14 protein-coding genes, 2 tRNA genes and 2 rRNA genes are annotated in these 26,094 nt (G+C 52.0%); 4 read left to right on the top strand and 14 right to left on the bottom strand.

Annotated features, from left to right (window positions below; translation table 11 throughout):
* Window positions 1-142: 142 nt before the first annotated feature.
* Complete coding sequence (locus ACP15L_RS22315) at window positions 143-2,020, bottom strand: adenylate/guanylate cyclase domain-containing protein (protein ID WP_425083505.1); 1,878 nt, start codon at window positions 2,018-2,020, stop codon at window positions 143-145.
* 1,296 nt (window positions 2,021-3,316) lie between these two features.
* On the opposite strand from ACP15L_RS22315, the gene ACP15L_RS22310 reads away from it, so the two are divergent.
* Both ACP15L_RS22310 and ACP15L_RS22305 read left to right on the top strand, forming a co-directional pair.
* A complete protein-coding gene (locus tag ACP15L_RS22310; protein ID WP_425085825.1) occupies window positions 3,317-8,200 on the top strand; it encodes a cadherin-like domain-containing protein in 4,884 nt (1,627 codons plus the stop codon).
* Window positions 8,201-8,776: 576 nt separating this feature from the next.
* A complete protein-coding gene (locus ACP15L_RS22305) occupies window positions 8,777-9,463 on the top strand; it encodes a YbaY family lipoprotein (RefSeq protein WP_425085824.1) in 687 nt (228 codons plus the stop codon).
* A 55-nt stretch (window positions 9,464-9,518) separates the two neighbouring features.
* Here the strand turns inward: ACP15L_RS22305 and ACP15L_RS22300 are convergent, their stop codons facing one another.
* A complete protein-coding gene (locus tag ACP15L_RS22300; RefSeq protein ID WP_425085823.1) occupies window positions 9,519-11,480 on the bottom strand; it encodes an amidohydrolase in 1,962 nt (653 codons plus the stop codon).
* A 363-nt stretch (window positions 11,481-11,843) separates the two neighbouring features.
* Between ACP15L_RS22300 and ACP15L_RS22295 the strand changes: the two genes are divergently transcribed.
* Window positions 11,844-12,656: a serine hydrolase gene (locus tag ACP15L_RS22295; RefSeq protein ID WP_425085822.1), complete on the top strand. Its 813-nt coding sequence runs from the start codon at window positions 11,844-11,846 to the stop codon at window positions 12,654-12,656.
* A 334-nt stretch (window positions 12,657-12,990) separates the two neighbouring features.
* On the opposite strand, the gene ACP15L_RS22290 is transcribed toward ACP15L_RS22295, so the two are convergent.
* A complete protein-coding gene (locus tag ACP15L_RS22290; protein ID WP_425085821.1) occupies window positions 12,991-14,787 on the bottom strand; it encodes a hypothetical protein in 1,797 nt (598 codons plus the stop codon).
* 328 nt (window positions 14,788-15,115) lie between these two features.
* Here ACP15L_RS22290 and ACP15L_RS22285 point away from each other — a divergent pair, with 328 nt between their 5' ends.
* Entirely contained in the window at window positions 15,116-15,625 is a 510-nt protein-coding gene (locus ACP15L_RS22285; protein ID WP_425085820.1) for a hypothetical protein, read from the top strand.
* A gap of 59 nt (window positions 15,626-15,684) precedes the next feature.
* On the opposite strand, the gene ACP15L_RS22280 is transcribed toward ACP15L_RS22285, so the two are convergent.
* From ACP15L_RS22280 to ACP15L_RS22230, 11 genes are all read right to left on the bottom strand, one after another.
* Window positions 15,685-17,226 carry a phospholipase D family protein gene (locus ACP15L_RS22280; RefSeq protein ID WP_425085819.1) on the bottom strand — a complete coding sequence of 514 codons (1,542 nt, stop codon included), beginning with the start codon at window positions 17,224-17,226 and terminating at the stop codon, window positions 15,685-15,687.
* 455 nt (window positions 17,227-17,681) lie between these two features.
* Entirely contained in the window at window positions 17,682-17,996 is a 315-nt protein-coding gene (locus ACP15L_RS22275) for a hypothetical protein (protein ID WP_425085818.1), read from the bottom strand.
* Between the two features lie 18 nt (window positions 17,997-18,014).
* Window positions 18,015-18,317: a hypothetical protein gene (locus tag ACP15L_RS22270; protein ID WP_425085817.1), complete on the bottom strand. Its 303-nt coding sequence runs from the start codon at window positions 18,315-18,317 to the stop codon at window positions 18,015-18,017.
* Window positions 18,318-18,348: 31 nt separating this feature from the next.
* Complete coding sequence (locus ACP15L_RS22265; RefSeq protein ID WP_425085816.1) at window positions 18,349-18,876, bottom strand: helix-turn-helix domain-containing protein; 528 nt, start codon at window positions 18,874-18,876, stop codon at window positions 18,349-18,351.
* Between the two features lie 517 nt (window positions 18,877-19,393).
* Complete coding sequence (locus tag ACP15L_RS22260; protein ID WP_058272409.1) at window positions 19,394-19,603, bottom strand: hypothetical protein; 210 nt, start codon at window positions 19,601-19,603, stop codon at window positions 19,394-19,396.
* Window positions 19,604-19,700: 97 nt separating this feature from the next.
* Window positions 19,701-20,804, bottom strand: a complete 1,104-nt coding sequence (locus ACP15L_RS22255) for a hypothetical protein (RefSeq protein WP_425085815.1) — start codon at window positions 20,802-20,804, stop codon at window positions 19,701-19,703.
* Complete coding sequence (locus ACP15L_RS22250) at window positions 20,797-21,981, bottom strand: tyrosine-type recombinase/integrase (RefSeq protein WP_425085814.1); 1,185 nt, start codon at window positions 21,979-21,981, stop codon at window positions 20,797-20,799. Before ACP15L_RS22250 ends, ACP15L_RS22255 begins: the two co-directional genes overlap by 8 nt.
* A 147-nt stretch (window positions 21,982-22,128) precedes the next feature.
* Window positions 22,129-22,218: transfer RNA gene (locus ACP15L_RS22245), tRNA-Ser, on the bottom strand.
* Between the two features lie 385 nt (window positions 22,219-22,603).
* Window positions 22,604-22,680: transfer RNA gene (locus ACP15L_RS22240), tRNA-Met, on the bottom strand.
* A 124-nt stretch (window positions 22,681-22,804) separates the two neighbouring features.
* A 5S ribosomal RNA gene (gene rrf / locus ACP15L_RS22235) occupies window positions 22,805-22,919 on the bottom strand.
* A gap of 179 nt (window positions 22,920-23,098) precedes the next feature.
* Window positions 23,099-25,928, bottom strand: a 23S ribosomal RNA gene (locus tag ACP15L_RS22230).
* Between the last annotated feature and the right edge of the window lie 166 nt (window positions 25,929-26,094).

Below are 26,094 nucleotides of genomic sequence, written 5' to 3'. Positions count from 1 at the left end.
GCAAAGCCCGACGAGCAAGGCCCGTTTTGGGCTGAAAACACTACAAAGCCACAGCCGCAAATCGCAGGATTAAAGTTTGTCGCGATAGTTGTGGGTGTCTGAGTCTGGTAGCGACATCCGCAAAGCAAACTCGAAAAATCGTTCATTCTTTGGTATCAGGCACACCCAATTTTTGCAGATCCTCTACCCACCGATTGAGATACGCCTCACTCTCGAATGGCGCATTCATCGCCTCTTGGATAGTGAATTCGGGATTGGCCGCTAGAAACTCATCGATAATAGTCTGCGCATCACTGGGAAGACCAAGGCGTAAAAGAATTGGCGCGTAGGTGCGTTTCAAGCCGTCGGGTATTTCGTTCATTTGTTCAACGGAAGCCTTTGCATCTTCATACTCCTCGGTGAAGTACTGAGCCCAACCCAGATTCCAAAGATACCAGTCTTGGTGATGTGGGTTCAGCCGGATCGCCAGTTTCATGCGCTCAACGGCTTCAGGCGCCTTGCCGCCATAGACGAGAGGGTCGATGGAATCTGCCAGAACGGATGCCGAATTTGGATTCAGAGCAATTGCTTTGTCGTAAAGCGAAGCAGCCCGCTCAAGGTTACCGCTTTGAGTGGTTGCATTGGCTAAGACCCAATGACCTTTGAAATTGAAGGGTTCCAGTTCAATGGCTTTCCGCGCCATCTCAAACGCGCGCTCCAGTGATTCCTCGCGCGTTAAAGAGTTCGTCCACCCCCAACGATACCCGTTAATATGTGCCCAAGCGTTTTCGACATACGCCCCGGCATAGTTCGGATCGAGAGCAATGGCTTTTGCGCTAAGCTCTTCCGCCCTGATGTTTCCTTCTTTTGTGAAGGTAAACCACTCCTCCTGCGCGCGTTTGCGCAATTCGTATGCGCCAAGACTATCAGTAGGCTGATGCTTGAGGCGGCTGTACTCCGCCAGATCGATATTAGTGGAGAGAAGCGAAGCTATCGTTCGCGTTATCTCATCCTGTACTGAAAATATGTCCTGTAGGTCTTGGTCATAGCTGTCTGCCCAGATATTTTGGCCCGTCGTCGCATCAATGAGTTGAGACGTCACGCGCAAACGCTCACCGGCAATTTGAACGCTCCCCTCAACAATGTAGCGAACACCCAATTCTTCTGACACTTTCTGTATATCTGCCGGAGTGTCCTTATATGAAAATGTCGAATTTCGGGCGACTACGAAGAAGTCTGAAAAACGGGACAAGGCGGTCAAGATGTTCTCACTCAGTCCGTCGCTGAGGTAATCTTGGCTCGGGTCGTTGTTGAGGTTGTCGAACGCCATGACCGCGATGGAGGGTTTGCCAGACAGGGCGGCGGCTTGTTCATCCGTGTCCGGAGATTGCACCACGGACCAAGGTTGAAGCCATGCCGCGACTACTAACGCCAGGACAATTGCGGTGCAACTAACCGTGATCAGGCGATTTTTCGAAGGCTTGTTCGTAAGTGGCACGATAGGAGAAACGATGGCTTTTGCCTTTTCATCCATTGTAAGGCTGTAGACGTGAACGGGTTCGGAGATATTCTTGACCTCTCGCATCCCCAAATCTTCGATGGTGAGATCGAGCTTGGTATGAACCTGTTCGAAAACGCTAGCCGACATGTAAATGCCATCCGGGACAGCCAGGCTTTCAATGCGTGCGGCGACATTTACACCATCGCCGTGAATGTCATCCTGATCGACGACAATGTCGCCAACATTGAGACCGATCCGGTATCGCACCTGCGAATCTTGCGGCAGGTCCGCATTAGCGACGCCTACATAGTGTTGCATGTCCAACGCGCACCGAACGGCCTCAACTGCACTTGCAAACTCAAGAAGCAAACCGTCGCCCATCAATTTGACGATGCGCCCATGTCGTGAAGCGACAATTGGTTCAAAAAACTGCTCGCGATGGGCTTTGACCCTTGCAAGCGTGCCGGCCTCGTCATTTCGAATAAGACGGCTATAGCCAACCACATCGGCGGCAAGTATCGCTGCTAGACGTCTTTCCAAAGACTGAACTCCCACAGTGGGCACCACGCTAAACGCAAAATTGCTTCTAGGCCAGATGCGCTAACCGAACACACATTTCCAAAAAGAGCGATTGTTAAGTCTAGATAAGGCATCAGCCTTGAAGCTGTGCCTGACTGCGAAGTGTAGTAGTTCATTAAATGTCCGCTTGGGGCTGCCAACGGCCCTTGTTGAAGAGGAAGCGGGTGGCCGCTGTGTCCGCGTTCTGTGAGTTCGCTTGTGTTGAGATTTTGCGGTCGCAGCGAAGGGCCGCTAAGCGGGCTGCGGACGCAGAATTCGGCGGCTGTGCTCAAAGTCGGCTTTGGGCCGTTGTCACACATCCCGACAAACTGACTCATCGGCGGCTTTGTCCGCAAAGTGGACGTTCAAGCAAGTTGCAGCGAATGCCCGCTTCGAGCCCACAGCGAACCTGTCAAAAACTTGCTGCGTGTGCGCACAGCATGCCAATCTGCTGCGCTGCCGAAAAACTACCTCCGCAAGGCAGAGGGAAACTAGGTCATTCAGACAGCGTAGAGTTCGTCCCGATATCCGGACTGTTTGATTATTGACCCTATACAGCGCTTTTCCAAGTCGTGGTTTCGTATGCTTGCGCGGGTGCTTCCTGGCGATGCAGCGATTGTCATCAAACCAACCTTTCGGGATGTCAATCTGTACCGATCCCTAAATACACTATTAATTTGGCAGGTTATAGAAATTGGGATCAAAACTTCCCGATATTCAATTCCACAATCTTAGCCACATCGCCGCTAGCAACGAAGGGGGGGTAAAGTTTGGGTTTTCCGGTTGTCGGTCGATTGCTCGGCCATACACAAACCCAATCTACAGCGTGCTCCGCACACGTCGCAAACGATCCCGCGATATTGGTTGCCAATGCCATTGGAAACGTTGTCGGAGTGTCAATTCGGTAGATGCGAGGGTCATCAACGATCGAAATTATGACGCCAGTGGGGCAGGCAGTGTGGTGCGAACCTGATCACTCGCCCATGCTGCAGGTCATAAACGGCTTTCATGGCAGGATTGGCTTAGTTTGCCACATCGCTGGTTCTCTGTTGTATCAACGTCTCATCGAAGGTCAATCGGTTCGTGATCCTGTGCTATTGTCGAGAGCAGTTGCGTATGACAACCATCTAAGGCCATACAACTAAAAAATTAATAGCCGAAATGATTTAATCAAAAGCAATTCAACTTACAAAAGTCGTGACCGCACAAGATTATTTCAATATTCTCGAAAGAGTCGTTTATCGTGATGTGTTGTTTTGACTAGTTTTGAGGTTGGGTATGGTAGCCATCAATTTTTTTGTGAACCCCGATGAAGTTTCCGGCGATATCAGGGTTACCCAAGGGAGTTTTTTAACCGGCACATCCGATAGCCACGCCTCAGGATTGGATGCCGCGGCAATCGACTTAGGTTTAGCGGCCGGTACAGATATATTTCCTTTCGCAAGCGGTCGCATTGTAGGTGCCTATTCAGGTTACACCGATGCAGCATATCCTACTGCGCCGACCACCGGACCTGCCACGTTCTCGAACTATGTCACCGTAGAATACACACTGCCCGGCCTTTCAGGTCCTTTCTACGTAACCTACGCTCATCTCTCGCAAGCTACGGCTGACTATTGGGTGAACCAACTAAACGCAGCGGGCAGCCCAGTGAGAATAGAAAACGATACATTGATAGGAGAGGTAGCCGGTCCCTCTGAAACTCAGTATGCGACCCACCTGCACATGAGTTTCGCAGTGACCTACGGAAACTACAGTTTTCCGAACGGAATCGCCGAAGCCACGGCCAGCCCTCCAAATGGAGTTTTGCTATCTCAGCTTTCAATTGGTGATCGAGATTTGTCGTCGCTGGTAGAAAACGATTATATTCCGAGCACGCCTTTAGCAGAGCCACCATCTTCCGAAACATTTGTTGTGTCAGTAACGGAGGCCGTACTTTCCTTTGATGGTGTCGGCTTTGATGCAACGCGGGTGTACCATCCAACATCCGTAACCGTTGAAGATACGGAATACCTCTACTACGCAGGCCTTCCTTTCAACAATAGGCTGTCAGTAGGGGTCGCAACTTCGAACGGAGGCGACTTTGTCAAATTCTCTGACACCGATGCCCTGATTTCTAACTTCGGTTCAACCCCATTCACGAACCTGTCTATCAATCCGGTAAGGGTGTTCTACGATGAGGAGATCAGCCTCTGGACGATGTACTTTGGGGGTCAGGACAAAAATCTGATAACCGACAACGGCACTCGGGGTTTCGGAATTGCCACGTCGCAAAATGGCTTTGACTGGAATTTGCAACAATCGCCATTGTTGGCTGAAACAGGCCCCGGCGAAGGGTATACCCTGAACGAGATCGTTAGAGTTGGCGAGCAGTATATTGCGTATGTGACAGATGTCAGTCCAAACGGCTCAATCGAGGGGATTTCAACGTCAGCTGACGGCGTCAACTTTACTTCGCTTGTAGACGCCAACTATTCCAATGCCGAGCGTTTGTTAACTGCGACAGAGTATGGAAATGGCATTATTGCTCTGTTCAGGACCGCTGATAACACTGTTTTCCGAACAGCTTATTCCGAGGACGGCATCAACTTTACGAGCGGTCAGACAGTCCAGATGCCGGGGGTTTATCAGCCGTCAGACATGGTTGTTGACGGAGAGCAGGTGAAAATCTACGCAGGTCACTCTGTTGGAAATGTGAACTGGTCCTTCACAAATATTGTTACTGAAGCTTTCTACTTGCCGGTGAGCACCTTTGACGTTTCACCAACTGCCAGCGGCAATACCCTTGTATTCTTTGACGATTTTGAACGACCCGACAACACTGTTGTTGGCAATGGATGGGTTGAACTCAACGAAGCACAGCCGGAGGACCCAGCGTATACTGGCTCCTCAACGTTGAACGTCGTTGACGGCAGGTTGGAGGTCAACTTCGACACCGAGGGTAATTCGCCTAGGACCGCCACCAAGACGCAACCATATATGAAGCACGCGTTGCCGATGAACGTCGCAGATAGCGGCTTTGAAATCAGCTACACTTTTCAGCCCAACGATGAAGAGAGACCGTTTCACTTCGTGGGGCTCGCAGATTCGAGCGCGGGCGAATACTCTTCTGGAAGCCGTTTGCACCCAAGTTCGGGAATTGGCGTCGAGCTTATTCGCTCTGACTACCTAATCTCCAATTCCGGCATTCGGTTGCTGAGGTTCGACGGCGACAGGGCTGACGAGTACAACGACCCGACTGATGAGGAATTGATCGTTTGGGAGAGCACTTCCTTTCAGTTTGAAAACACTGATGAGATCAACGTCAGTTTTCGGATGGAAGCGGACGGTCGCTATACCCTGACGGTATCCAATGGAGTGGAAACCGATGTTTTCTCGGGGGTAACTCAGCCACTGACTGAAACGCTTGACGAAGTTGTCGTCAGCACCACCTCTGCTGGCTTCACTTTCTATTATCAAGACAACAGCGAAATTCTCAGGTTCGATGACCTTGCAGTCTACCAACTGGATGGGGCTGATCCCATACTTCAAAATGCGTCTTTGTTTGAATTGGAGTACTTTGCCCGGCAGTCTGCTTATCAAGAAGGTCCTCTTGGAGAAGTAAATTCTTCTGTGCCCGATGGTGCTGATGCAACTGCATTAGAGCGATTTTTGCAGGGGTGGTCTGTCGCCGATGAGTTTGGTGGAGATGGACATCCATTTCGAGCAATCGTTTTGGAAAAAGCTGGATTCAACCCTGTATTAGTTTTCCGGGGCTCCACAGACTTCCCAGATTGGGCTCAAAATTTTGATCCAAGCGGCGTCGCATTCGACGAGTTTCGTAGCGGTTTGAATACGGTTGGTACTAACTCAGAAATACGATTGCATGAGTGGATTGAAAGTAACGCCGGGTTTAGTGTTACGGGGCACAGCCAAGGCGGGGCACAAGCACAACTCACGAGTGTCTACGCCGGGATCAACGGTGTAACCGTGCAAAACTTGGCGACATTTAACTCCCCTGGTATCGCAAGTTCGGTAGCAAATCTGGCTTCAATGCCGGAAAGAGTAATTCACTATGTGAATGCCAGCGATATCGTTTCAGTTGTGGGCGAAGCGTTTATTTTTGGTGAACTTGTCTATTACGACAATAGCGCTCTTATTCCAATTTTAGATTCGCATACAAACCACTGGTCACAGATTGATCTGTACCAAGAAATTCCCGGGATTTACTCAAATCGCGATCAACAAGCACTTGGCAATCAAATCGAGTTCTCGGACTTCAATAGCCCATTCTATTCTCCTACAGAAAACTACGGCCAGGATTCCGATTATCGCGAAAACGTTTGGTTGTTGGCGTCTTCATTTTACTTAGCGTCCGTCTACGATGATGCCTATGAGTTGTTGGAAGTGGCGGGAGACCTACTCGATCCTACATGGTCTGATCTTCTTAACCCTCTATCAACATTGTCATCTTTGTTGTCGCCGAGTGATTTGAGAGAGTTGGCAGTCGAATTTCTACTATCTTCGAACACTCGAGAAGGATTAGAGACTATTCGGCAAACTCACGGGGATTTCTTGTCAAATATCCTTCTTGGCGACGATGCCGCACTGCGCTTGTTCCTACTAGGTGCTGGTTCGAACCTATTTGTTCTTAATTCCCTTCGTAGGCTCGGTGAATTCCAGCAACAGCAGCTAGTTGAGCAAGGCGAACTAGTGCTGGACGTCTTCGTGGCCTTCGGGAATAGCATCCTTTCTACAGTTGAGTTTACCGCAGATCTTCTCATCGAATTCGGACAAACTGTTCTTACGGTCGCTGAAAGTGGCACTGTATTGGCCTTCTCTACCGCGCACGACGTGGGGGATTGGCTATCTAATTTTGATGAAAGTTACACAATCGTCGAAGATGGACGACATGCGGGAAGCACTCCCGCCATCATAGCGAGCGCCTCAGAAGGGGCGGGGGATGTGTTGTCGAGTCAAGCTTCAGGTAGCACTTTCCTTCTGACCGATCCCGACACGTTAGTTGAACTGACCTCTGGGGATAACCTAGTTTGGGGCCTAGCAGATGATTTCGACGGGACGCAAATCCTAGGCGGCATGACACCAACAGACGTCATGTTCGTCCAAAACGAGTTCTTCAATACAGACGATATGGCGCGCAACCCTGGTTCAGCGATTATCAATGTTGATCTGAATCAGGATGGCGAGGGCGACATCACCATCACTTGGGAAGGAAACTATCGGCTTGAAAGCATCGTGGCAGAACAAGGAGTTGACGGAACATATATCCGCTACCTTGGAAATACACTGCCCGAAGCAACCAACGATTTCTTCTCGACAGCTGAAACCCAGCCATTTGCAACCGGAAACGTGTTGGCAAATGACACAGACGGCGATGGCGATGTTTTGTCATTTGCCGGCCTCGACATTGAGGGCACCCAAGGCATCGTGATCGACAACGGCGACGGTACTTTCAAATATAGCCCCAACGGCGCATTTGATGATCTGCGCGAGGGAGAGACGGCAACCGATACGTTCGGCTATTTTGTAAGCGATGGCGTCGACACAGTCAGAGGTGAAGTCACAGTCACAATTACCGGCGAAGATCATCCGGGAAAAACCGAAAAGGTCGATATCGATTTTATCAAGAAGGGCCATTTTGGACGTACAATAGCCGAAGTCACGGTAACCGAGGCTGATGGCACCATCCAGACCGACACCGAAGCTCTCGGGTGGTTTTCCCGTCAGATTGGCCTAAATGAAGCTGACATTAAAATTTCATCTGGCGGTCCAGGGCATGATGTAGTGAGTGCGATCTATGGTGGGCTCGGTGTTTCTTCGCGCGCCGATGGTTTCGCTTTCAAGGACCGTTTAGATATCGACCGCAAAGAGAGTCTAAAGCTCAGCCTAGTCGACGAGGACCAGATCTCAACTCGGCTCTTGCTAGATTTTGCTGAGCAGGAAGGCGATGTGCAGCTTGTGTTCTTCAATGATGGCGAGCGCGCGGCGAAAGACACCTTCAGCTACGACAACGGAATGCTTGAACTAACGGACTTGGCATTTGACAAGGTTGAGATATCGGGGTTTGGACGTGAAGATGTGCGTATCACGGGCATCGAATTTGATCAGGTTGAAGAATCCGAATTCTGGATTGGTGGGGTTGATAGTTTTGATTTTGTTTAGGCGCGATACTCAAACAAAAATTACTAAGTTGGAAAAGTCAGGTACACACACAAAAAAAACGATGCTACGGGAACGCGCAGCAAGACAACCAAATTCACAGTAACGGCTCACGGTCGCCTAGTGCCGATGCAGCGGCATAGAGTGTAAAGGCTGCATCAATCCGGGCGATGGTATTGCAGCCTATGCATCTAAGACCTATCCGATTTGACCCAGAAGCGCGGTTTCGATCTACAGTTCGGACCCAGCAAGTATTGACCGCTTCTGTGACCAATACTGCAAGATAACAAGAAGCCCGCCGCATGTGAAACACGATGCTGCGCCAGCGAAAAGGAAAAATCCAAAGCCGGGTTTGTCCGCAGAGCAGTCATTCATGCCTGGTGCAGCGAACGACCGCAATGCGGACAAAGCGGGCACAAAGAGACATGTCCGAGAGTCTATTCTTGCGCTTCTTGGATCAGCGTAGTCTTTTGGTTTCTGAACATTTTTGGAGACACTCTCTCAATGCTTAACCACGTTCTAATTGCGGTACTTTCAGCTGTCCTACTCTCCATCGCTTCGTCTGGAGTCGCCGAGACAATGCATGTGAAGACCACTGTGACCTACCTGGAACGGATCGCGCTTCCGCCTGACGCCGTTTTGGAAGTCGAACTTCTTGACACTTCGCTTGCAGATGCACCTTCGGTTCGACTGTCTTCCCAGAGGTTCAAACTCGCGAGTGTCCCCAGAACGGTGGAAATTGCCTACGACACAGATCTCATCGATGAGCGCCATACCTACACAGTGGCTGCCAGGATCATTTCTGACGATCACGTGATATTTCGTTCAACGACAGCGACATCTGTACTCACCCGTGGCGCACCAGATTCTGCTGAACTCGTTTTAGAGATGATGCCAAGGAGAGCCGGGGGCAACGACGCAGACAAATCGATCTACGATACCGCTTGGGAAATTTACGAGATCGCAGGGCGTATGCTCATTGCTGAGAACCCTCCCTCCTTGACAATAGATCAAGATGGCCAGTTTGGCCTGTACGGTGGGTGTAACCGGTTTACAGGAATACTCGACGCAGCGAACGGTGAGTTCAGCATGCCAGGCAACTTCGCAGGAACGAAGATGGCGTGCCCTGAGGATCGGGAAAAGCTTGAGCAAGATACGATAAAAGCCTTGTCCGCGGCAGTGGGCTACGTGACAAACGGAACAAACCTGGCGCTCAGCAACGCAGCGGGTGTGACGGTTCTGCGTCTGCGCAAAATGTCAGAATAGGCACTGCGCCTTTCGAAGCGAGCTGGGACAATCATCCGACTTGTTCTAGCGACAATCAACGAGAACCATAGGCCGAAATTCCGAGTGGATCATAGACGGTAGACTGCGTCGTTTGCGAGTGATCGTGGTAGTGGGCCTTACTGCGTGCGTGGCGTAGTGACGCCATCAGTACACGTTCCGGATTATTGATGCGCTGGCTTGCATCGGCTTCGTCATTGTCTTCTCCCGCTGCAAGAGGAGCGGGCTGTAGACGGCCTTCAAGCACAGTGCCCCACACTTTGATATCGGCCAGCGTCAAAGGATCCACAGTTAGCGGATTTTCCTCGAGGATTGTGAAGTTGGCTAGTTTGCCGGGCTCGATGGAACCGATCTCATCCTCCAATTGCAGAGAATAGGCTGCGCCGATGGTGATACCTTCCAAAGCGTCTTCGGCACTGATGCGCTGGTCCGGACCAACGACGCGACCGCTCGTGGCTATCCGATTGACAGCAGCCCACATGTATTTCAACGGCTCCGCAGGAGCCATCGGCATGTCCGAGTGCATCGAGAAGGGGATACCTGCTCGGACGGCATCGCCTAAAGGCACCATGCGCTCTGTGCGCTCGCTACCGACGCTGCCTGCGGCATAGCGATCTGCGAGCGTCGGCGTATAAACGGAATTGCCGCTGACAATCGCGCCAAGACGTTTAATGCGTGCGATCTGATCAGGTTGAGCGTAGCCAAAGTGTACGACGACGGTGCGATGGTCATATCTCGGATTGCGCTGCATGGCAGCTTCGAGGGCATCCAGAAGAATGTCCAGACCGCCGTCTCCCAGATTGTGAACATGGACCTGAAAGCCTGCGTCCCAATAAAGGTCGAACACCTGCTTGAAGAAATCGGGCGTCATAATCCATTCACCTTCATGCCCGTCCAGGTAGCCATCGCGCATGATCATTAATTCACTGAAGATCGCTCCATCCAAAAGCAGCTTGACCTGCTTCGGTAGGAACTGGGTTCGACCTTCGCTCCACGCCAGCATTGCTTCGGTTTCGGACAGTACTTTTTCGGGGCCCTCTGTGTTCAGAAACAAACCACCAAGCGTTCGACCGTCCGGAATAAAGTAAAAGTTGAAAGGTGTGTCGTCTGGTCCGAACGCTTCTGCTACGAGCGCTTGGGCGTTCTGATCCACAGGGCCAGCTGGCTCTGCAAGTGTCGTGATCCCGCTGCGGTGGTAATAGTCCTCTGTGAACTCCAGCGCTTCCATGACCCTGTCGATAGACGCATAGACCGGAGCAAACTTCTCAAAGAACACATGCTCCCAGAATGCAGCTTCAAGGAAGAGGCCTTTTTCAAGATTGGCTTGAGACCGGGCCAACTCGCTCGACCAGCTCGCAATGTATTCTTCGGTGATATCCAGTTGTTTGATGGCCGCCGAGTTGAAGTACATCTCGTGGGTAGAGCGCTGCCATACAGCCAGCGGAATGTCGGGGGCCAGTTCGTCCAAAATCGCACGGCTCATGTCCCCGTGCCACAACGCGTGATACCCCCAGACCATCAACGGCCGCCCGCTGCTAGGATCATATGTATTGATGACCTCGGACAGGCGTTGGCGAAACTCCTCCTCGCTATTGGCAAGAGGCGCAAATCCGGCCGGCGATTGCCAGTCCTCGATGGAAATTATGGCATCCGACATCATGGCAAGCGCGCCCAGAAGCGGGTGTAAATGCTGTTCAATGAACCCAGGCACAATGACTTTGTCTTCAAAACTGCGGTCAATTGCATAGCTACCTTCGGGCAGCCGACCCTCGATACCCTCTAGGGTTCCGACGTCGACAATTCGACCGTTTCTAACTGCCACGGCCTCAGCCAACGGGGCGTCCGGATTCATGGTAAGAACTTCTCCACCGACGTAGACAGTCGTGCCGGGAAACTCAGGAAAACGGTCGAAGGCGTCTTGCAAAGAAGGAGACTGCGCAGCGCCGTGAAGCGGCATGAGCGCGAAAGCGAATATGGTTAGAGACTTAGAGAAACTCATTGATGCCTCCGAATAGGATTGCGGACATTAATAAATTGCTTCGATCAGAGCAGGTTGGTCTGCGATGTGTCAACCTAAGCCGTCAGTCTCAATACACCGACTGAGCGACATAAATTTGAAAGCCACTTTCGCGGCCCGCTGTGGTCTAGTGGCAGACATTCGCCGAAATTCACAGAATGACTGCAATGCGAACAAAGTGGATATTTCACCAGGTAAGTGAGAGCGGCAGTAATTCTCGAATTCCCTATAAAACGGACTATGCTTTGACGAGAAAAATTACGTTGTTCAGTTCTTCGAAAACCCGATTTCAACACGCTGGCCGCGGCCATACTTCAGTTGCAACTCATTTGGAGCGATACTGCCATGCCAAACACTTCGTTACTTTCAAAGTCCAATTTTTTAGTTTTTGCGCTTATTGGAGGTTTGATTATGCAAAGCCTTGGAACATCTCCTGCACATGCTGAAGATGACCCATACGCTACGCCGCGAGAAGACTTTTCCATCCGTGACCTACGGAATGGTTACACGGCCGAGCAAGCCTACGACCTGAGTTCTGAATGGAATTTGCAGAAGTTTCTCGACATCACCGAAGCCGGGGCGTTTTCATACATGAACCTCGCCGAGTTCCTACCGAGTTCGGTCTTTCGCCGCGACGGGGCCGTCGCGATGCTTGCGACAAACCTTAACGATGCCATAGGCGCGAAGAGCGTCCCAGGCGCTGACGGCAATGCCGTCTCGCTCGACGAGATGATCAATGCCGATGATTCCACAGTGCAGGGCGTTATGGTTCTTCACAACGGCGAAATCGCTTACGAGGCCTACCCAGGAATGCGCCGGACGGACAACCACGTCTGGATGTCCAATGCAAAGATCCTCTCGAGCCTGCTTATCGGCCAATTGGAAGATGAGGGTAAGATCGACGTTCAGAAAACCGTTGGCGATTATGTGGATGGCACCAAAGGAACAGCTTGGGAGAACATAAAAGTCATCGACGTCCTAAACATGCAGTCTGGTTTGGATCTGGAAGAGAACCCCCTCTCGCGCAAAGGCGATACGCCATATGGGCGTTTTGTCAAGGCTGAGGTTGGTGTTCCGAACGAAGCAGGCGTCCTGCAAATGCATAACGAAGCCTTGTTTGCGATAAGACCGCGTTATCCAGTATGGCGACAACGCTAAGAGGCGCCGATGCAGCAGTAACACCCAATCCAGCGCGAAAACATCCAGGGCAAGCACGAGAGCGCTGAGGATGTTGACCGTCAAAAACCTGCCCTAACACTCGGACTAAAGCTGCCAAACGACAAGGCAATCAATGGTATCAGAAATCCTGAGATAATCCTATATCCCTGTTCCGGGCATACCTGGTCCAAGACCCGCTCGACCAGCAGGGATCAGGATCGCCGGAGGGACATGGAAATGTGATGTTTTCTAAGCTCGAGCTATCCGTCTGGCTGCGCCGGCAACGGCTCTTTGCAACCGCTGGCAAACAACTTGTTAATGCCGTTGTTGGTAGCTAGCGACTTCCATTGTTTTTGAAGACGACCCAGCCGCCCGCATTATAGGTCGGCTTTGCCTCTGCTATCGAACCATTTGCCACGGCGTCTGACGCTAACATGATAACCCAGTCGGGCAATGGCACAAATGTCTCAAATTGGCTTAGTTCCAGCGCCGCATAGTATGAGGCGGATGCGCTGCGCCCTTCGGACCCGCTCGGATCACCCCTCAAATTCACATACCGGACAAAATTTTCCCGAAGACACATGTCAGCGAAAGGGAAACCATTGCCGCTATATGTTCCGCGCCCACTGATCAACGGAATCACGATGCTCAACTTTACAGGCGCTGCAATCTCGTCTCCCGGTTTTGTATTCTCGGCAATCCAATCGATGACAGCTCGATCATGTTGACTTAGAAAAGCTGTGTCTTTTTTTTGATGACGAAGTGCCCAAGGCGCCCCAACGGAAAGCAATACCACGCCGACTAAAAAGATTGAACCGGCTGAGATAGGTAGAACCGGCTGAGACACACGCACCAGCAAGGGTCTTGCCAAAAATTTTATGGCCAACCCGATTAGTAGAATGAAAACGATCAAGGCGACAATTTCGTCAAATCCACGCATTACTTCATGAAACACAACTGCCGTTAAAACGATCAAACCAAGTTGCAGATAGAGTACGCGCTTTGACGGCGCGGGTTCTTCTTGTGACGACGGGCGGCTCAACGCGATGCAGTCTGCCAGAACCACAGAAATCATCAGGCTTACCGATACAACAAACATCCAATAGCCGAACGCTAGAAAACGTGACGGCGACAGCAGGATGATCGTTGTTGATACGGGATAGAGTTCCACTAGAGCATACTGCGCTAAAAGTGAGCCACCATAGTACAAACTAAACCCAAGCGGTAAGATAGACAGGTACCGTCGACTGCTTAAGAACAGCACAGTGCTTGCCACGAGAAACCAGACCATGAGGAACCATACTGGATCGTACCAATAATCTGGGCCGAGTGGGAAAAAGCGCGTTGGCAGGTAGTGCTCTGGATGTAAATTGACGAAATACTGAACGTACTCTTGCGCCGAGAGGGCTCCAGAGGCCGAATTGAGTTTCAGAAAGATAGCACCAGCAAGCACGGTAGCAACGGTCTTGCCCCCAAGTGCCCAACCGCCGCGCTTGGCGATTGAAATGATCATCACAAATATGCTGGCTCCGATTGCGAAGGCGGGATGCAATAGAGCAGATAAAAAAATGCACAGGTACCCCAGAATAATGAAGCGTCGCAACTTTAAGCTAGTAAGAAACAGCCCGCCGAAGAATGCGCTCAAACTCAGCAAAGACGGGTGGAAATAGTATCCCCAACCTTGCCACCAAGCCACAGAAAACCTTTGAATTTTTTCGGGTTCGGCGATCGCAGCCAGAACAAATACGAACAAAATCGGACGCAACGCTGGAAGATCGCGGGGCAAAATACTTCCAAGGCCCAGGAACAAGGTTAACGGTAACAAAGCACTGTTGAGGTACATCCAGAGATATAGCGATTGATCCCATTCCAATCCCAGCCGAATGGGCCAATCCGTCAAGCGTCCAAAAAGAGCACGCCCATTGTCGGAACTGAAGCAACCAGTGACAAAGTCACCATTAATAAATCCAGGCGTTTGAACTTCAACGTAGTAGTAAGCCATGTCCAGGCTAGGCCATCCCCAAGGGGAATACCCGCGAAGCACAAAAAGCACCACGGAAATCAAAAACAAAAAAATTGCCGCAGTTGTTTCCGAGGAACTGGCGCCTGTATTAGGCTGATCATGTGCCATCATGTAACAATAAGAAAAGACAAGTAAATGGGAAAGGGCGAAACCAAGAAACTAAGCCGACCGTAGCTCGCTACCCTATCTTGGTCCTTCACTGTCAGCAAGAGGATGTGTGGCAAACTATGACGCCTATTTTACGAACATGTGTGATCTGACGTTTCTTCCCGCCGAATAGCTTTGAGCCGACATTTCCCAAGCGACTTGCTGTTAGCTCATATTCCTGCTTTCTACTCACTATATAAAGCTGGGAATTATCCTGCCGGTGCAAAACGGTGTACCATCGCCTGAATTGTGGGTGAATAGCGTCATTCTTTCTTGTTGGAGTCTCTTGATGGCCTGCTGCGCACAGGTCTTAATCAGTGTTTGTTTGGGTTTCTTTGTTGTGACGGTCAAGCGGGTCTGGAGCAAAGCGGGAATGACTGGCGACGCCAACCTTGTGCTGTCACCTCAAGGAAACGGCATCATAAACGGTCTGATCAGCTGCCGATTGATCGACATGGCAAAGATTGGTCTTCTCTACACGCCAAGCTGGGACAAGACAGCGTCAGAACGCATTGTATCTGAAAAGATGATCGACACGATCCAAACAGCGGGCGTCGCCGAAAACTACATGAAAGGAACGCTTGGTCCGCACCTTTCCGAAGCATTCCGTGAACAGCCGATGGCAAACGCGTACCAATGGGATGCCGTTTTTGCCGATGGCGATTTCTACAAAAGTGGGATGAATGGCCAAGGAATTTATGTCTCGCCAGGAAAAGACGCCGTCGTCGTTTGGTACGCAACCGGAGGTGCCAGTATCGACATGGAAGCCTACGCCAGAGCCATTGTGAGTTCCCTGTAGGTCAGATCACGCACTGGCGTCTCTGGCTGCGGGTCAACAGATTGTCGGTCGTTTGGTGACTAGAGCATCCATTCGACCGGCAGCCATCTGACAACGGCCGTCAGGGCACGCTGTAAACCGGTGGTTTCCGGGTCTGCGGTATGAATGGTGACTGTCCCATCCTGCTCTTCTTGCAGCCAGATCATCTCGCCGCTTTCGTTGAGTTCGACGCGGTAAGAAAACTCAGGCCTGTTCAATTGCTCCGCAAGCGACGCAGCAATCGTTGGGCTTGCGATCATAAGGCCCATCTCTGTGTTTAGCCGCGCCGATCTGGGGTCGAGGTTGTAAGAGCCTATAAAGATTCGTTCTCCATCCGATCCAAAGACTTTTGCGTGTAGACCAGATGCCGATCCAGCCAGCATCTCTGGCAGGCTGCGCTCGCGATGTTCACGCCGCAAAGCTCGAAGCTCTAGCAACTCTACACCGCTGTTCAGCAAGTCTTCCCTGTATCGCATATAGGCCGCGTGAACGGGCATCACATCCGTGGCATCCAGTGAGTTGGTTAAGACGCGGACCTTCACTCCGGACTTTGCCAACCCTTCCAGAACCTCCGCCCCTCGTTCCCCCGGAATGAAATACGCAGAGACCAAGTCCAATGAGGATTGAGAGGTTTTGGCGAACTCGATCAGTTGTTCAACAATCAGGTCTTCACTTTCGACTTCGCCCAAACCTTTTGACGGGTCGTCGACAAAAAGAGTGACTTCGCTCCACTCGAACTTCAGATCATGTGCTGCTATCCGGTCGGCCAGTTCGTTATCCTGAATTGCCCTTTGATAGCCTGCGCCAACCGCAGTCTGGCGCGCGGCGTCTGCCTTTGCTTTCAGACTTTTTTCTGACGGAGGATCCAAAAAGAGCCCAGCGTCGTAAGCGGAGGCACTATTCCAGTATGCGTCGAAGGATTGCGACACCTCATCCACAATCGGGCCGATCGCTATCGCGTCTACATCCAGGTAGTGCGTTCCCGCACCGTAGTCGAAATAGATGTCACCAATGTTGCGTCCCCCAACTATCGTGGCGACCCCGTCCACAGTCATTGACTTGTTGTGCATCCGCCGGTTCAGGCGACCAAAGTCAAATGCATAGGACAGAAGTTTTGGGTTCCTCAAAGTGAACGGATTGAAGATGCGTACATTTGCATGTTGCAAGGCGTCCAGTTCGGCAAGCAAATCATCCAATCCGGAGATACCGTTATCGTCGACCAGCAATCTGACGCGCACGCCGCGCTCTGCTGCTGCCCTAAGTTCTTCAAGAAGCATCAGGCCGGTAACGTCATCTTGCCAGATGTAGTACTGAGCATCGATTGAGGATGTTGCTTCTCTCGCAAGGATCGCCCGGGCCGCAAAAGCTGCGCGTCCATTGCCCAAAGGCCTTACACCGTCAAGCCCGGGGTTACGCTCAAGTGCATTTCTAATAGTTGCGCCTAATGGTCCGTCCCAATCGGCATCTTGCTTAAACGTTGGCTGAGAAAAATTTTCTTCAGGAAGTGGAAAGGTCCACCTTAACCCGACTATGGCCACTGCCATCAGCGCAACCGAAGTCAAACATACTCTGATCAGCCGCATTCCGGGCTCCGTGAATGGCAGGTCGGATTTGCCTTACAGTTAAGATTGGCCTATCGACAGATAGTTTTTCAAGAGCTTAGGTCGAAGCAACAGACGGAGCACCGAACTTTGTCCACTTTGGGCTCGAAGCGGCCATCGAAACAGCTCTGTCGAATGACTGCTTTAACCTTGCTTGCGAGGCAGTGCCTGGTCAGCCGATCAATTTCTGCAGTTCTTTGTCGGCGCGGATCAGGTCATTGACGATCTTGCGCACTTCTTCGGCCTTTCGTGATCTGTCTCCGTGCTTCCAAGACGGATGCCTTGGTCCAGCAGCGTGCCCACCGCGTGCGCCGTGAACGCGGCATACGGTCCAACCTCGAACGGCAGGTGCGTGGCACCGCCTGCCAGTGGACTTCGCTTTGGCGGTGCATCTGGGCGCATCATTGAGCCGTTTGGTGGGGTCCTTGAGGTTGTCGTCACTTTTTGTCATCCGACCGCCCCCCGTTTTGAACATTGCCAACGATTGCCTGCCCACCTTCATTGACCTCGACGCGCTCGACGCGGACGGTTTGATCTGCCTTGGATCGATATCGTTTCAGGGTTTCAACCTGGCTCGTGAAGGTCCGCGCGAGTTTGTAGAGCGCCCGTTCCGCCGAATCTTGCTGCGGCAGAGACTTTACGTGATTGAGCCTGCGCGCCATCATCATCGTGGCCTGATGGATCGCACCCATCTGGATCGCAAGCATGGCTTCGATCTCGTCTTGTGGCTTAACCCCAGCAACAACCGACATTACGAAGTTCGATGCGGTCTAAGAAACCGAGCTGTCCTGTTGCCCGAGGGTTGCGACTTGATCCATGACGCCTTCGAAGAACCGGTAGTCTGCTGTGCCTAGCTCATGCATTGCCAAAGCACAGGCTGCGTTTGGGTCTTTCTCTTTGTGACCGACTGTGAGCCTTCGCGTTTCCTCCTCGAAGTCCAACTGTATGTCCGGCGCCCGAACGCATGACTTCTTCCGTTCCTTCAAATCCGCAATCGCATTGGTCTCCGCTTCGGTAAGCTCGGAGTTCTTTGTCTGCAGATCGTTGCCACTGTCTTTCTGTTTCTTGCTCATGTTTGCCTCGCATAACAGGGAGTGGTAATTATTAGTGTTCCGTTTCAGAACCGAAGGACCGACGAGAAACCGGCCTGACGGGTTCTGATTTGGAACCATGGGAGGTCTTTGGGTTCTCAAACGGAACCACAGAGGATGCTGACGGGTCCGTCTCAGAACCGCGTTTTGTTTTTTCGGGCTGCCAGAGCCGCCAGTCGTTGGTAGCCGACTTCTTGCCGGACCGGGTTTGCGTCGTCTTGGTTGTCAGCCGCCATTCGTGGGCTCGGCGGTGGTACCAGTTGCCTTCCTGCTCAAGCACTAGGAAGCCTTTGTCCCGCAGATCGTCGAAGGCGCGCTGAACAGTGGCCTTGCCCAATCCCAGTATCTCTGCCGCTTCGTTCATCGACAGGAACAGCTTGCCGTTGTTGCTGCCGTTGAAGCGGGTGTGAAGCTCCAGCCAGAGCTTCACTGCAGGTCCCGACAAAGCCCGCCACGCCGGAGATTTGATCATTGCGTAGGGCAGAGGGATGTATTGCCCCTCATCCGACCGTTTGCCCCTGGGAGACCGCCGTCTACTCATCGCGACACCTCCGCTGGAAACGCTCGGGAAGGGCATCCAACTCCGGAACGTCGCAGCCGATATGCGCCCGGACGAGCCGGGTTAGGCCGGATTTGGAAACACAGTACCCGAGCGTGTCCCAGGCCGCTCCCCCGGCCGGAAAATGAGGCCTCTGGCGCTGAAACAGCCATTGGATGCCATCCCGGCAGACAGAGACGCGGTAGACACCACGGCGAAACAACTCACCGCTGTAGTTCTCGGCGGTTTCCCGATGATCGGTTCGGGTAAGAGGACCAGTGTCTGGCCCCCTGTCGTGACTGGTACTGATTGACTTGGAGAAGGACATATCAACCATGCTCAATCCGTCCTTTCCGAATGATCACCCGTTCCACCGAGTGGCTCAGGGGCGACCAGTAGTACCGGCGCTCGTTTTGTCTTGTCGGCACAGGGCATCCTGTGGCATCAACTGGACTTGCTAGGGTGGCAGTTGATGTCACTGGAAAAGCCCCATCTCCGCGCTTGGAGTTGGGGTTTTTCATTATGCAGCCTCGTTGTTGGGATCGGTGCGCCGGGCCGCCAGCCAAGCGTTCAGATCGGCGCCGTGATAGGCGATCCGCCGACCGATGCGGATAAACGCCGGACCACACATGCGATGGCGCCATTGAGCCAGCTTTTCACGGTTTCCCAGCAATTGCATTTCAGGGTCTTCTGGGAAATAGACCCGGTCGTCATTGAAGACGTTTGCCATCGTTGAAATCCTCTTGGATCAGTTGCGATGGCTTCGAATATATTGGTATTGCTTTATTGAAATAGCCGTCACGAATAATTGGCGTTTCGATACGGCGTCATGATTTCCGAGCCCGTCTACCCGGAACCGAAACTTCAGGGAAGTCTTTCCGAACCTCGTCAATCACACGTCTCCAAGCCCGCGAACCCAAGTTTGAACCAAGCGTCTTTCTTAGTTCAGAGTTTGTACCGGTCCATTCGTTGTTTGAAAGGAAGAATTTTACTTCCGTCACAATCCTTTTTTCTTCAGCAACCGTGTTTGTTGGTCCAGACGTGGCTTTTTTTTCCTCGTCGTACCACCGCCCTTTGAGCTCGGCATACGTCTTTGATTTCACGCTTTCGATCGCATCTGTCCACTTAGCCTCTTTCACACAAAGCCCCGCTCCCGAACTCGTTGTGACGGCGGAAAGCTGCATGTTCTTTAGCAAAGGCAACTTGTATTCCAAAAAATACCCAATTTGAGTGACCGAGGCCTGGGTTAGGGTGTGATCTTCGTAATCGTCAATTTCTCCGATTTTGACCATATGCTGAATCTTCTCAAAAGCAGTCCAGTAATAGCCATCCTCTTTATTGTCAGTATCACCCTCAATTTCAGATTTATCCAACCATGCTTGGAGCATCAGTGGATCTATAACTTGTGAGACGCGCTCTCTAATCGCTTCAATTCCTCGCGTATCAACAGTCCAAGTATAAGGATCTATGAAACAGAACAGCTTGCCATCAAACACCGGCAAGGAAAGGTATTTTCTAACAGTAGACGAATGAACCGTATGAATGTCGATTTCATTCAATTCGGGACACCAAAACTCTTCGGAAAAGCTTCCTTCGTCAATCCAATCAAGTATTTCCGGTGAGGCGACCATTGTTTTGTCGCCGTCAAAAAGGTAGAGAGTTTGCTGCTCAAGCTGATCCAAAAACAGTTTCTCACTGAAACTCCTTGCGTTCGCCTTTTCTTGAAACTCAACGAATTCAAGAACATCCTTAAAGAAGAGCTTTGGCCCATCAATCGCCTTATGCTTTTCGAACTCGCTCCTTGCCAAAGGCCCCAAGTGATCGTCAGCGAGCAACTCTGAAGCGGCTTCGGTTTCGAATTTTGGGTCAATTACCTTTCTCCAATCGGAAAGCGCTCGACCCACAGGCAAAAAACCAAGCTCACTAATCACAGTTTTTCCCCCTTCTCACGAACGTGACCCACTGTTTTATCAAATCTCGTCTTCTTTCCAATAAATCCGACCGCGCATAAGCCCGCTCTACATCGGACCCAACCTGATGAGCTAAAGCCGCCTCCGCCAGTTCGCGCGGCGCGTTTGCAGCCTCCGCCGCCCAATCCCGAAACGAACTGCGGAAGCCATGCACGGTGACTCCATCCTGCCGCATCCGGCGGAGCAGCATCAGCATGGACATGTTCGACAGGGGCTGATGTCGCTTTTGCCCCTCGAACACATAGTCGGAGGCCAGCGCACGCAGCGGCTCCAGAATCCCCAGCATTTCGGTGGTGATTGGGACCCGATGGACCTGCCCGCCTTTCATGCGCTCTGCGGGTATGGTCCACAGGCGCGCATCGACATCGACCTCGGGCCATTTCATCTCCAGGACCTCTGAGGTCCGGCAGGCAGTCAGAATGGTGAACTGCAGCGCCTTGGCGGCCATAGCTGAGCGGGTCTGCAACTCGGCATAGAACGCGGGGACCTCCTGCCACGGCATCGCGTCGTGGTGTTGGACCTTGGCTTTGACGGTGGGCAGCACTTTGCCTTCGCGGATAGCGGTCACCGGGTTCTCGCCCGATCGGAAGCCTTTGGACTTTGCCACATCGAGCACCGTCTTGATCCGCTGCGACAGCCGCTTTGCGGTTTCATGTTTATCGGTCCAGATAGGGGACAGGCACATCAACACTTCGGGCTGATCAATGCTGTCGACTGGCATGCGCCCGATCTTTGGGAACGCATAGTCGCGCAAAGTGTTGAGCCACTGCTGCCCGTGCTTGGCATTCTTCCATGTCGGCAGGCGGTCGATGTGGACTTGTCGGCTGAGCTCTTCGAAGGTCGGGATTTCGCGCTGGGCATTGAACCGAGGGTTCAGCCCGGACTTTGCCATGCGTCGATATTCGAGGGCTCTTTCTCGAGCCTGGTTTAGTGTGACGACATCAGCGCCACCTAACCCGAAATCCGTGCGCAGAGGAGCGCCCTTGCGGTTTTTCTGTCCTTTGACCGTCACGCGCACGATCCAGCGCCGCGCACCAGAGGGATCAACAACAAGATACAGACCAGAACCGTCGCCATGCCGACCCGGGCCAAGATTCTCTACCAGCTTCTTTGTCAGCTTCCCGCTGAGCGCAGCCATGAAAATACCACAAAATATACCACTCAATGAAAGATACTAAGGACAACTGAGTAAAACTCAAGATGATACTATGAGATAATAAGTACCCATTATTTATAAGAATACGGCAGGTTAAATACGCCATGCCAATTCACTGAAATATATAAATGGCGGAGACGAAGGGATTCGAACCCTCGAGACGGTTTCCCGCCTACTCCCTTAGCAGGGGAGCGCCTTCGACCACTCGGCCACGTCTCCGCCGACGGGTATATCCGCGCAAGCAACGGAAGTACAAGGCCATTTCTTCAAGGATTAGAATTTTTTACTGGCCCGCGTGAAGCTATTGAAATAGCACGAAATAGCGCTGTTCGACCAAGGGCACCGACCCGTTCAACCCGCGCGGTACAGTTCACGATCATGACAAAACCACAACAGAATCGAAGCTTTTGAGCGTAGCCGTTGCATGTAGTCCAATTGAGAGACTGTAGATCACAGGGCGATCGCAGTATGCGGTCAGAATAGCCAAGCTATCCTAGGCGTTGCCGTAGCAAAGTCCCATATGTGCCTGACGAGGTATTTTTGCTACAAAAACAGTTCGCTTGACTGTTTGTAGTCTGATCGGGCTGTTTGGATTTTCTGACGCTGGTTGCGGGAGCAGGATTTGAACCTGCGACCTTCAGGTTATGAGCCTGACGAGCTACCGGGCTGCTCCATCCCGCGACACTTTGCGTTGGTCTACCGCCTATTCGGCTACTTGAGACCATTTGTTGGCCTACCGCTTACGCTACTTGAGGCCGTGTAGTGTTCTTCTGATCGTATTAGAGAGACTGTGGGCTTTTACTAGGTTTGGCGGTGACCTACTCTCCCGGGGCTTAAGCCCAAGTACCATTGGCGCGGCAGTGCTTAACTTCCGGGTTCGGGATGGGACCGGGTGTTTCACTTGCGCTATGACCACCAAACCGAGGAAAAGCCCATGTTGACTTTCTTGCTGTGCAAGAAAGCGACGAGGTGGCAGTTAGCGTATGTGCGTTGCCACTCGGTTGTGTTTTCAATCAACATCGCGGCTTGGCGCTACGACGTCATCCATTGTCAAGGTCGGTGTATGCTTTTGGTTTGATTTGTCTTTCTGTTACTGGATCAAATCAAGCCTATCGGGCGATTAGTACCGGTCAACTGAACGCATTACTGCGCTTACATCTCCGGCCTATTGACGTGGTGGTCTTCCACGGCCCTCAGGGAGACCTTGTTTTGAGGGGGGCTTCCCGCTTAGATGCCTTCAGCGGTTATCCTGTCCGATCATAGCTACCCAGCACTGCCGTTGGCACGACAACTGGTCCACCAGTGGATCGTTCACCCCGGTCCTCTCGTACTAGGGGCAACTCCTCTCAAGTCTCCTACACCCACGGCAGATAGGGACCGAACTGTCTCACGACGTTCTAAACCCAGCTCACGTACCTCTTTAAACGGCGAACAGCCGTACCCTTGGGACCTGCTCCAGCCCCAGGATGAGATGAGCCGACATCGAGGTGCCAAACACTGCCGTCGATATGGACTCTTGGGCAGTATCAGCCTGTTATCCCCGGCGTACCTTTTATCCGTTGAGCGATGGCCCTTCCACTCGGGACCACCGGATCACTATGGCCGTCTTTCGACTCTGCTCGACTTGTCAGTCTCGCAGTCAGGCTGGCTTCTGCCATTGCACTCAACGAGCGATTTCCGACCGCTCTGAGCCAACCTTCGCGCGCCTCCGTTACGCTTTAGGAGGCGACCGCCCCAGTCAAACTACCCGCCACGCAGGGTCCCGGGTCCGGATAACGGACCGCGGTTAGACATCAAGAGTGCGAAGGGTGGTATCTCAAGGGAGGCTCCACGGATACTTGCGTTTCCGCTTCAAAGCCTACCACCTATCCTGCACATCACAATCCTGATGCCAGTGCGAAGCTGTAGTAAAGGTGCACGGGGTCTTTCCGTCTAACCGCGGGAAGCCTGCATCTTGACAGGCAATTCAATTTCGCTGAGTCGATGTTGGAGACAGCGGGGAAGTCGTTACGCCATTCGTGCAGGTCGGAACTTACCCGACAAGGAATTTCGCTACCTTAGGACCGTTATAGTTACGGCCGCCGTTTACCTGGGCTTCAATTCAAGGCTCTCACCTCTCCTTTTAACCTTCAGGCACCGGGCAGGCGTCAGACCCTATACGTCGTCTTGCGACTTCGCAGAGCCCTGTGTTTTTAATAAACAGTCGCCACCCCCTGGTTTGTGCCCCCAGCCCCTAGTTGCCTAGGAACCGGGCCTCCTTCTCGCGAACTTACGGAGGTATTTTGCCGAGTTCCTTCAACATCGTTCTCTCAAGCGCCTTGGTATGCTCTACCAGTCCACCTGTGTCGGTTTAGGGTACGGTCTGATGGAGGGCTATTTCCAGGAACCACTCAGCAGCCCAATCAATCCGATAAGATTGAACTACACCTGTGATCCGTCACATCCTCCTGGCCTAGGAATATTAACCTAGTTCCCATCGCCTACGCCTTTCGGCCTCGGCTTAGGGGCCGGCTTACCCTGCTCAGATTAGCTTTAAGCAGGAACCCTTGGACTTTCGGCGAGAGTGTCTCTCACACTCTTTGTCGCTACTCATGTCATCATTCTCACTAGTGATCTCTCCACCGGATGGCTCACGCCCCGGCTTCATCGAAAGAACTCGATCCGTCATTACATCCAGGTGGATGCAAATACGGATGAGTTCTATGTCACACTACGCTCTGCTACCGATGCTTACGCATCCCTAGACTTCGGCTCATGGCTTGAGCCCCGTTACATCTTCGCCGCAGGACAACTTATTTAGACCAGTGAGCTGTTACGCTATCTTTAAAGGATGGCTGCTTCTAAGCCAACCTCCTGGTTGTTTTGGTCGTCCCACCTGCTTTCCCACTTAGCCATGAATTGGGGGCCTTAGTCGTAGGTCAGGGTTGTTTCCCTCTCCACTACGGACGTTAGCATCCGCAGTGTGTCTGCCATCTAGTACTCCCGGGTATTCGGAGTTTGGTTAGGATCAGTAAGCCTGTGGGGCCCCATTACCCATCCAGTGCTCTACCCCCCGGGGTATTCGGATGACGCTCTACCTAAATAGATTTCGCAGAGAACCAGCTATCTCCGAGTTTGATTGGCCTTTCACCCCTAGGCACAGCTCATCCCGATCCTTTTCAACGGATGTGGGTTCGGTCCTCCAGTAAGTGTTACCTTACCTTCAACCTGGCCATGCCTAGATCACTCGGTTTCGGGTCTGATCCCACGAACTCATGCGCCCTATTAAGACTCGCTTTCGCTACGCCTACACCTAACGGCTTAAGCTTGCTCGTGAGACCAAGTCGATGACCCATTATACAAAAGGTACGCCGTCAGATCTCGAGGATCCTCCGACTGATTGTAGGCGTTCGGTTTCAGGTACTGTTTCACTCCCCTCGTCGGGGTGCTTTTCACCTTTCCCTCACGGTACTGGTTCGCTATCGGTCAGCAAGGAGTACTTAGCCTTCGAAGGTGGTCCTCCGATCTTCAGACAGAATTTCACGTGTTCCGCCCTACTTAATACGTCCATCAAAGCTTCCTATACGGGGCTGTCACCCGCTATGGCCACGCTTCCCAACGTGTTCTAGTCACTTATCTGGCTCGGCTGGTCCCCGTTCGCTCGCCGCTACTAGGGGAGTATCAATTGATTTCCTTTCCTCCGGGTACTTAGATGTTTCAGTTCCCCGGGTTTGCTCTTAAAACCCTATGTATTCAGGTCTTAAGTACCTGTTTAAATCCGTTGTAATATTGCGGAGCAATTTACAACGAACTTTCAGGTGGGTTGCCCCATTCAGAGATCCATGGATCAAAGCTTATTCTCAGCTCCCCATGGCTTATCGCAGAGTATCACGTCTTTCATCGCCTCTTGCTGCCAAGGCATTCACCAAACGCCCTTCTCGCGCTTGATTTGATCCAGAAAGAGAAAGACACACGATATTTGTGCTACCGCCTATTCGGCTACTTGAGCACAAGTATGTCAATCGCGACCGCCCAGCTGGTAACTAAAGGCGATCTTTCTTCTGAACCAAAAGCATACTTTCCCGCCTTCCATCCTGGAACCCGCGCTGCCGATGT

The sequence above is a fragment of the Ruegeria profundi genome (genome assembly GCF_049800715.1).
Taxonomy (GTDB): domain Bacteria; phylum Pseudomonadota; class Alphaproteobacteria; order Rhodobacterales; family Rhodobacteraceae; genus Ruegeria; species Ruegeria profundi_A.
Note: the sequence above shows the minus strand (reverse complement) of the source record. Positions and strands in the feature narration are given on the sequence as shown.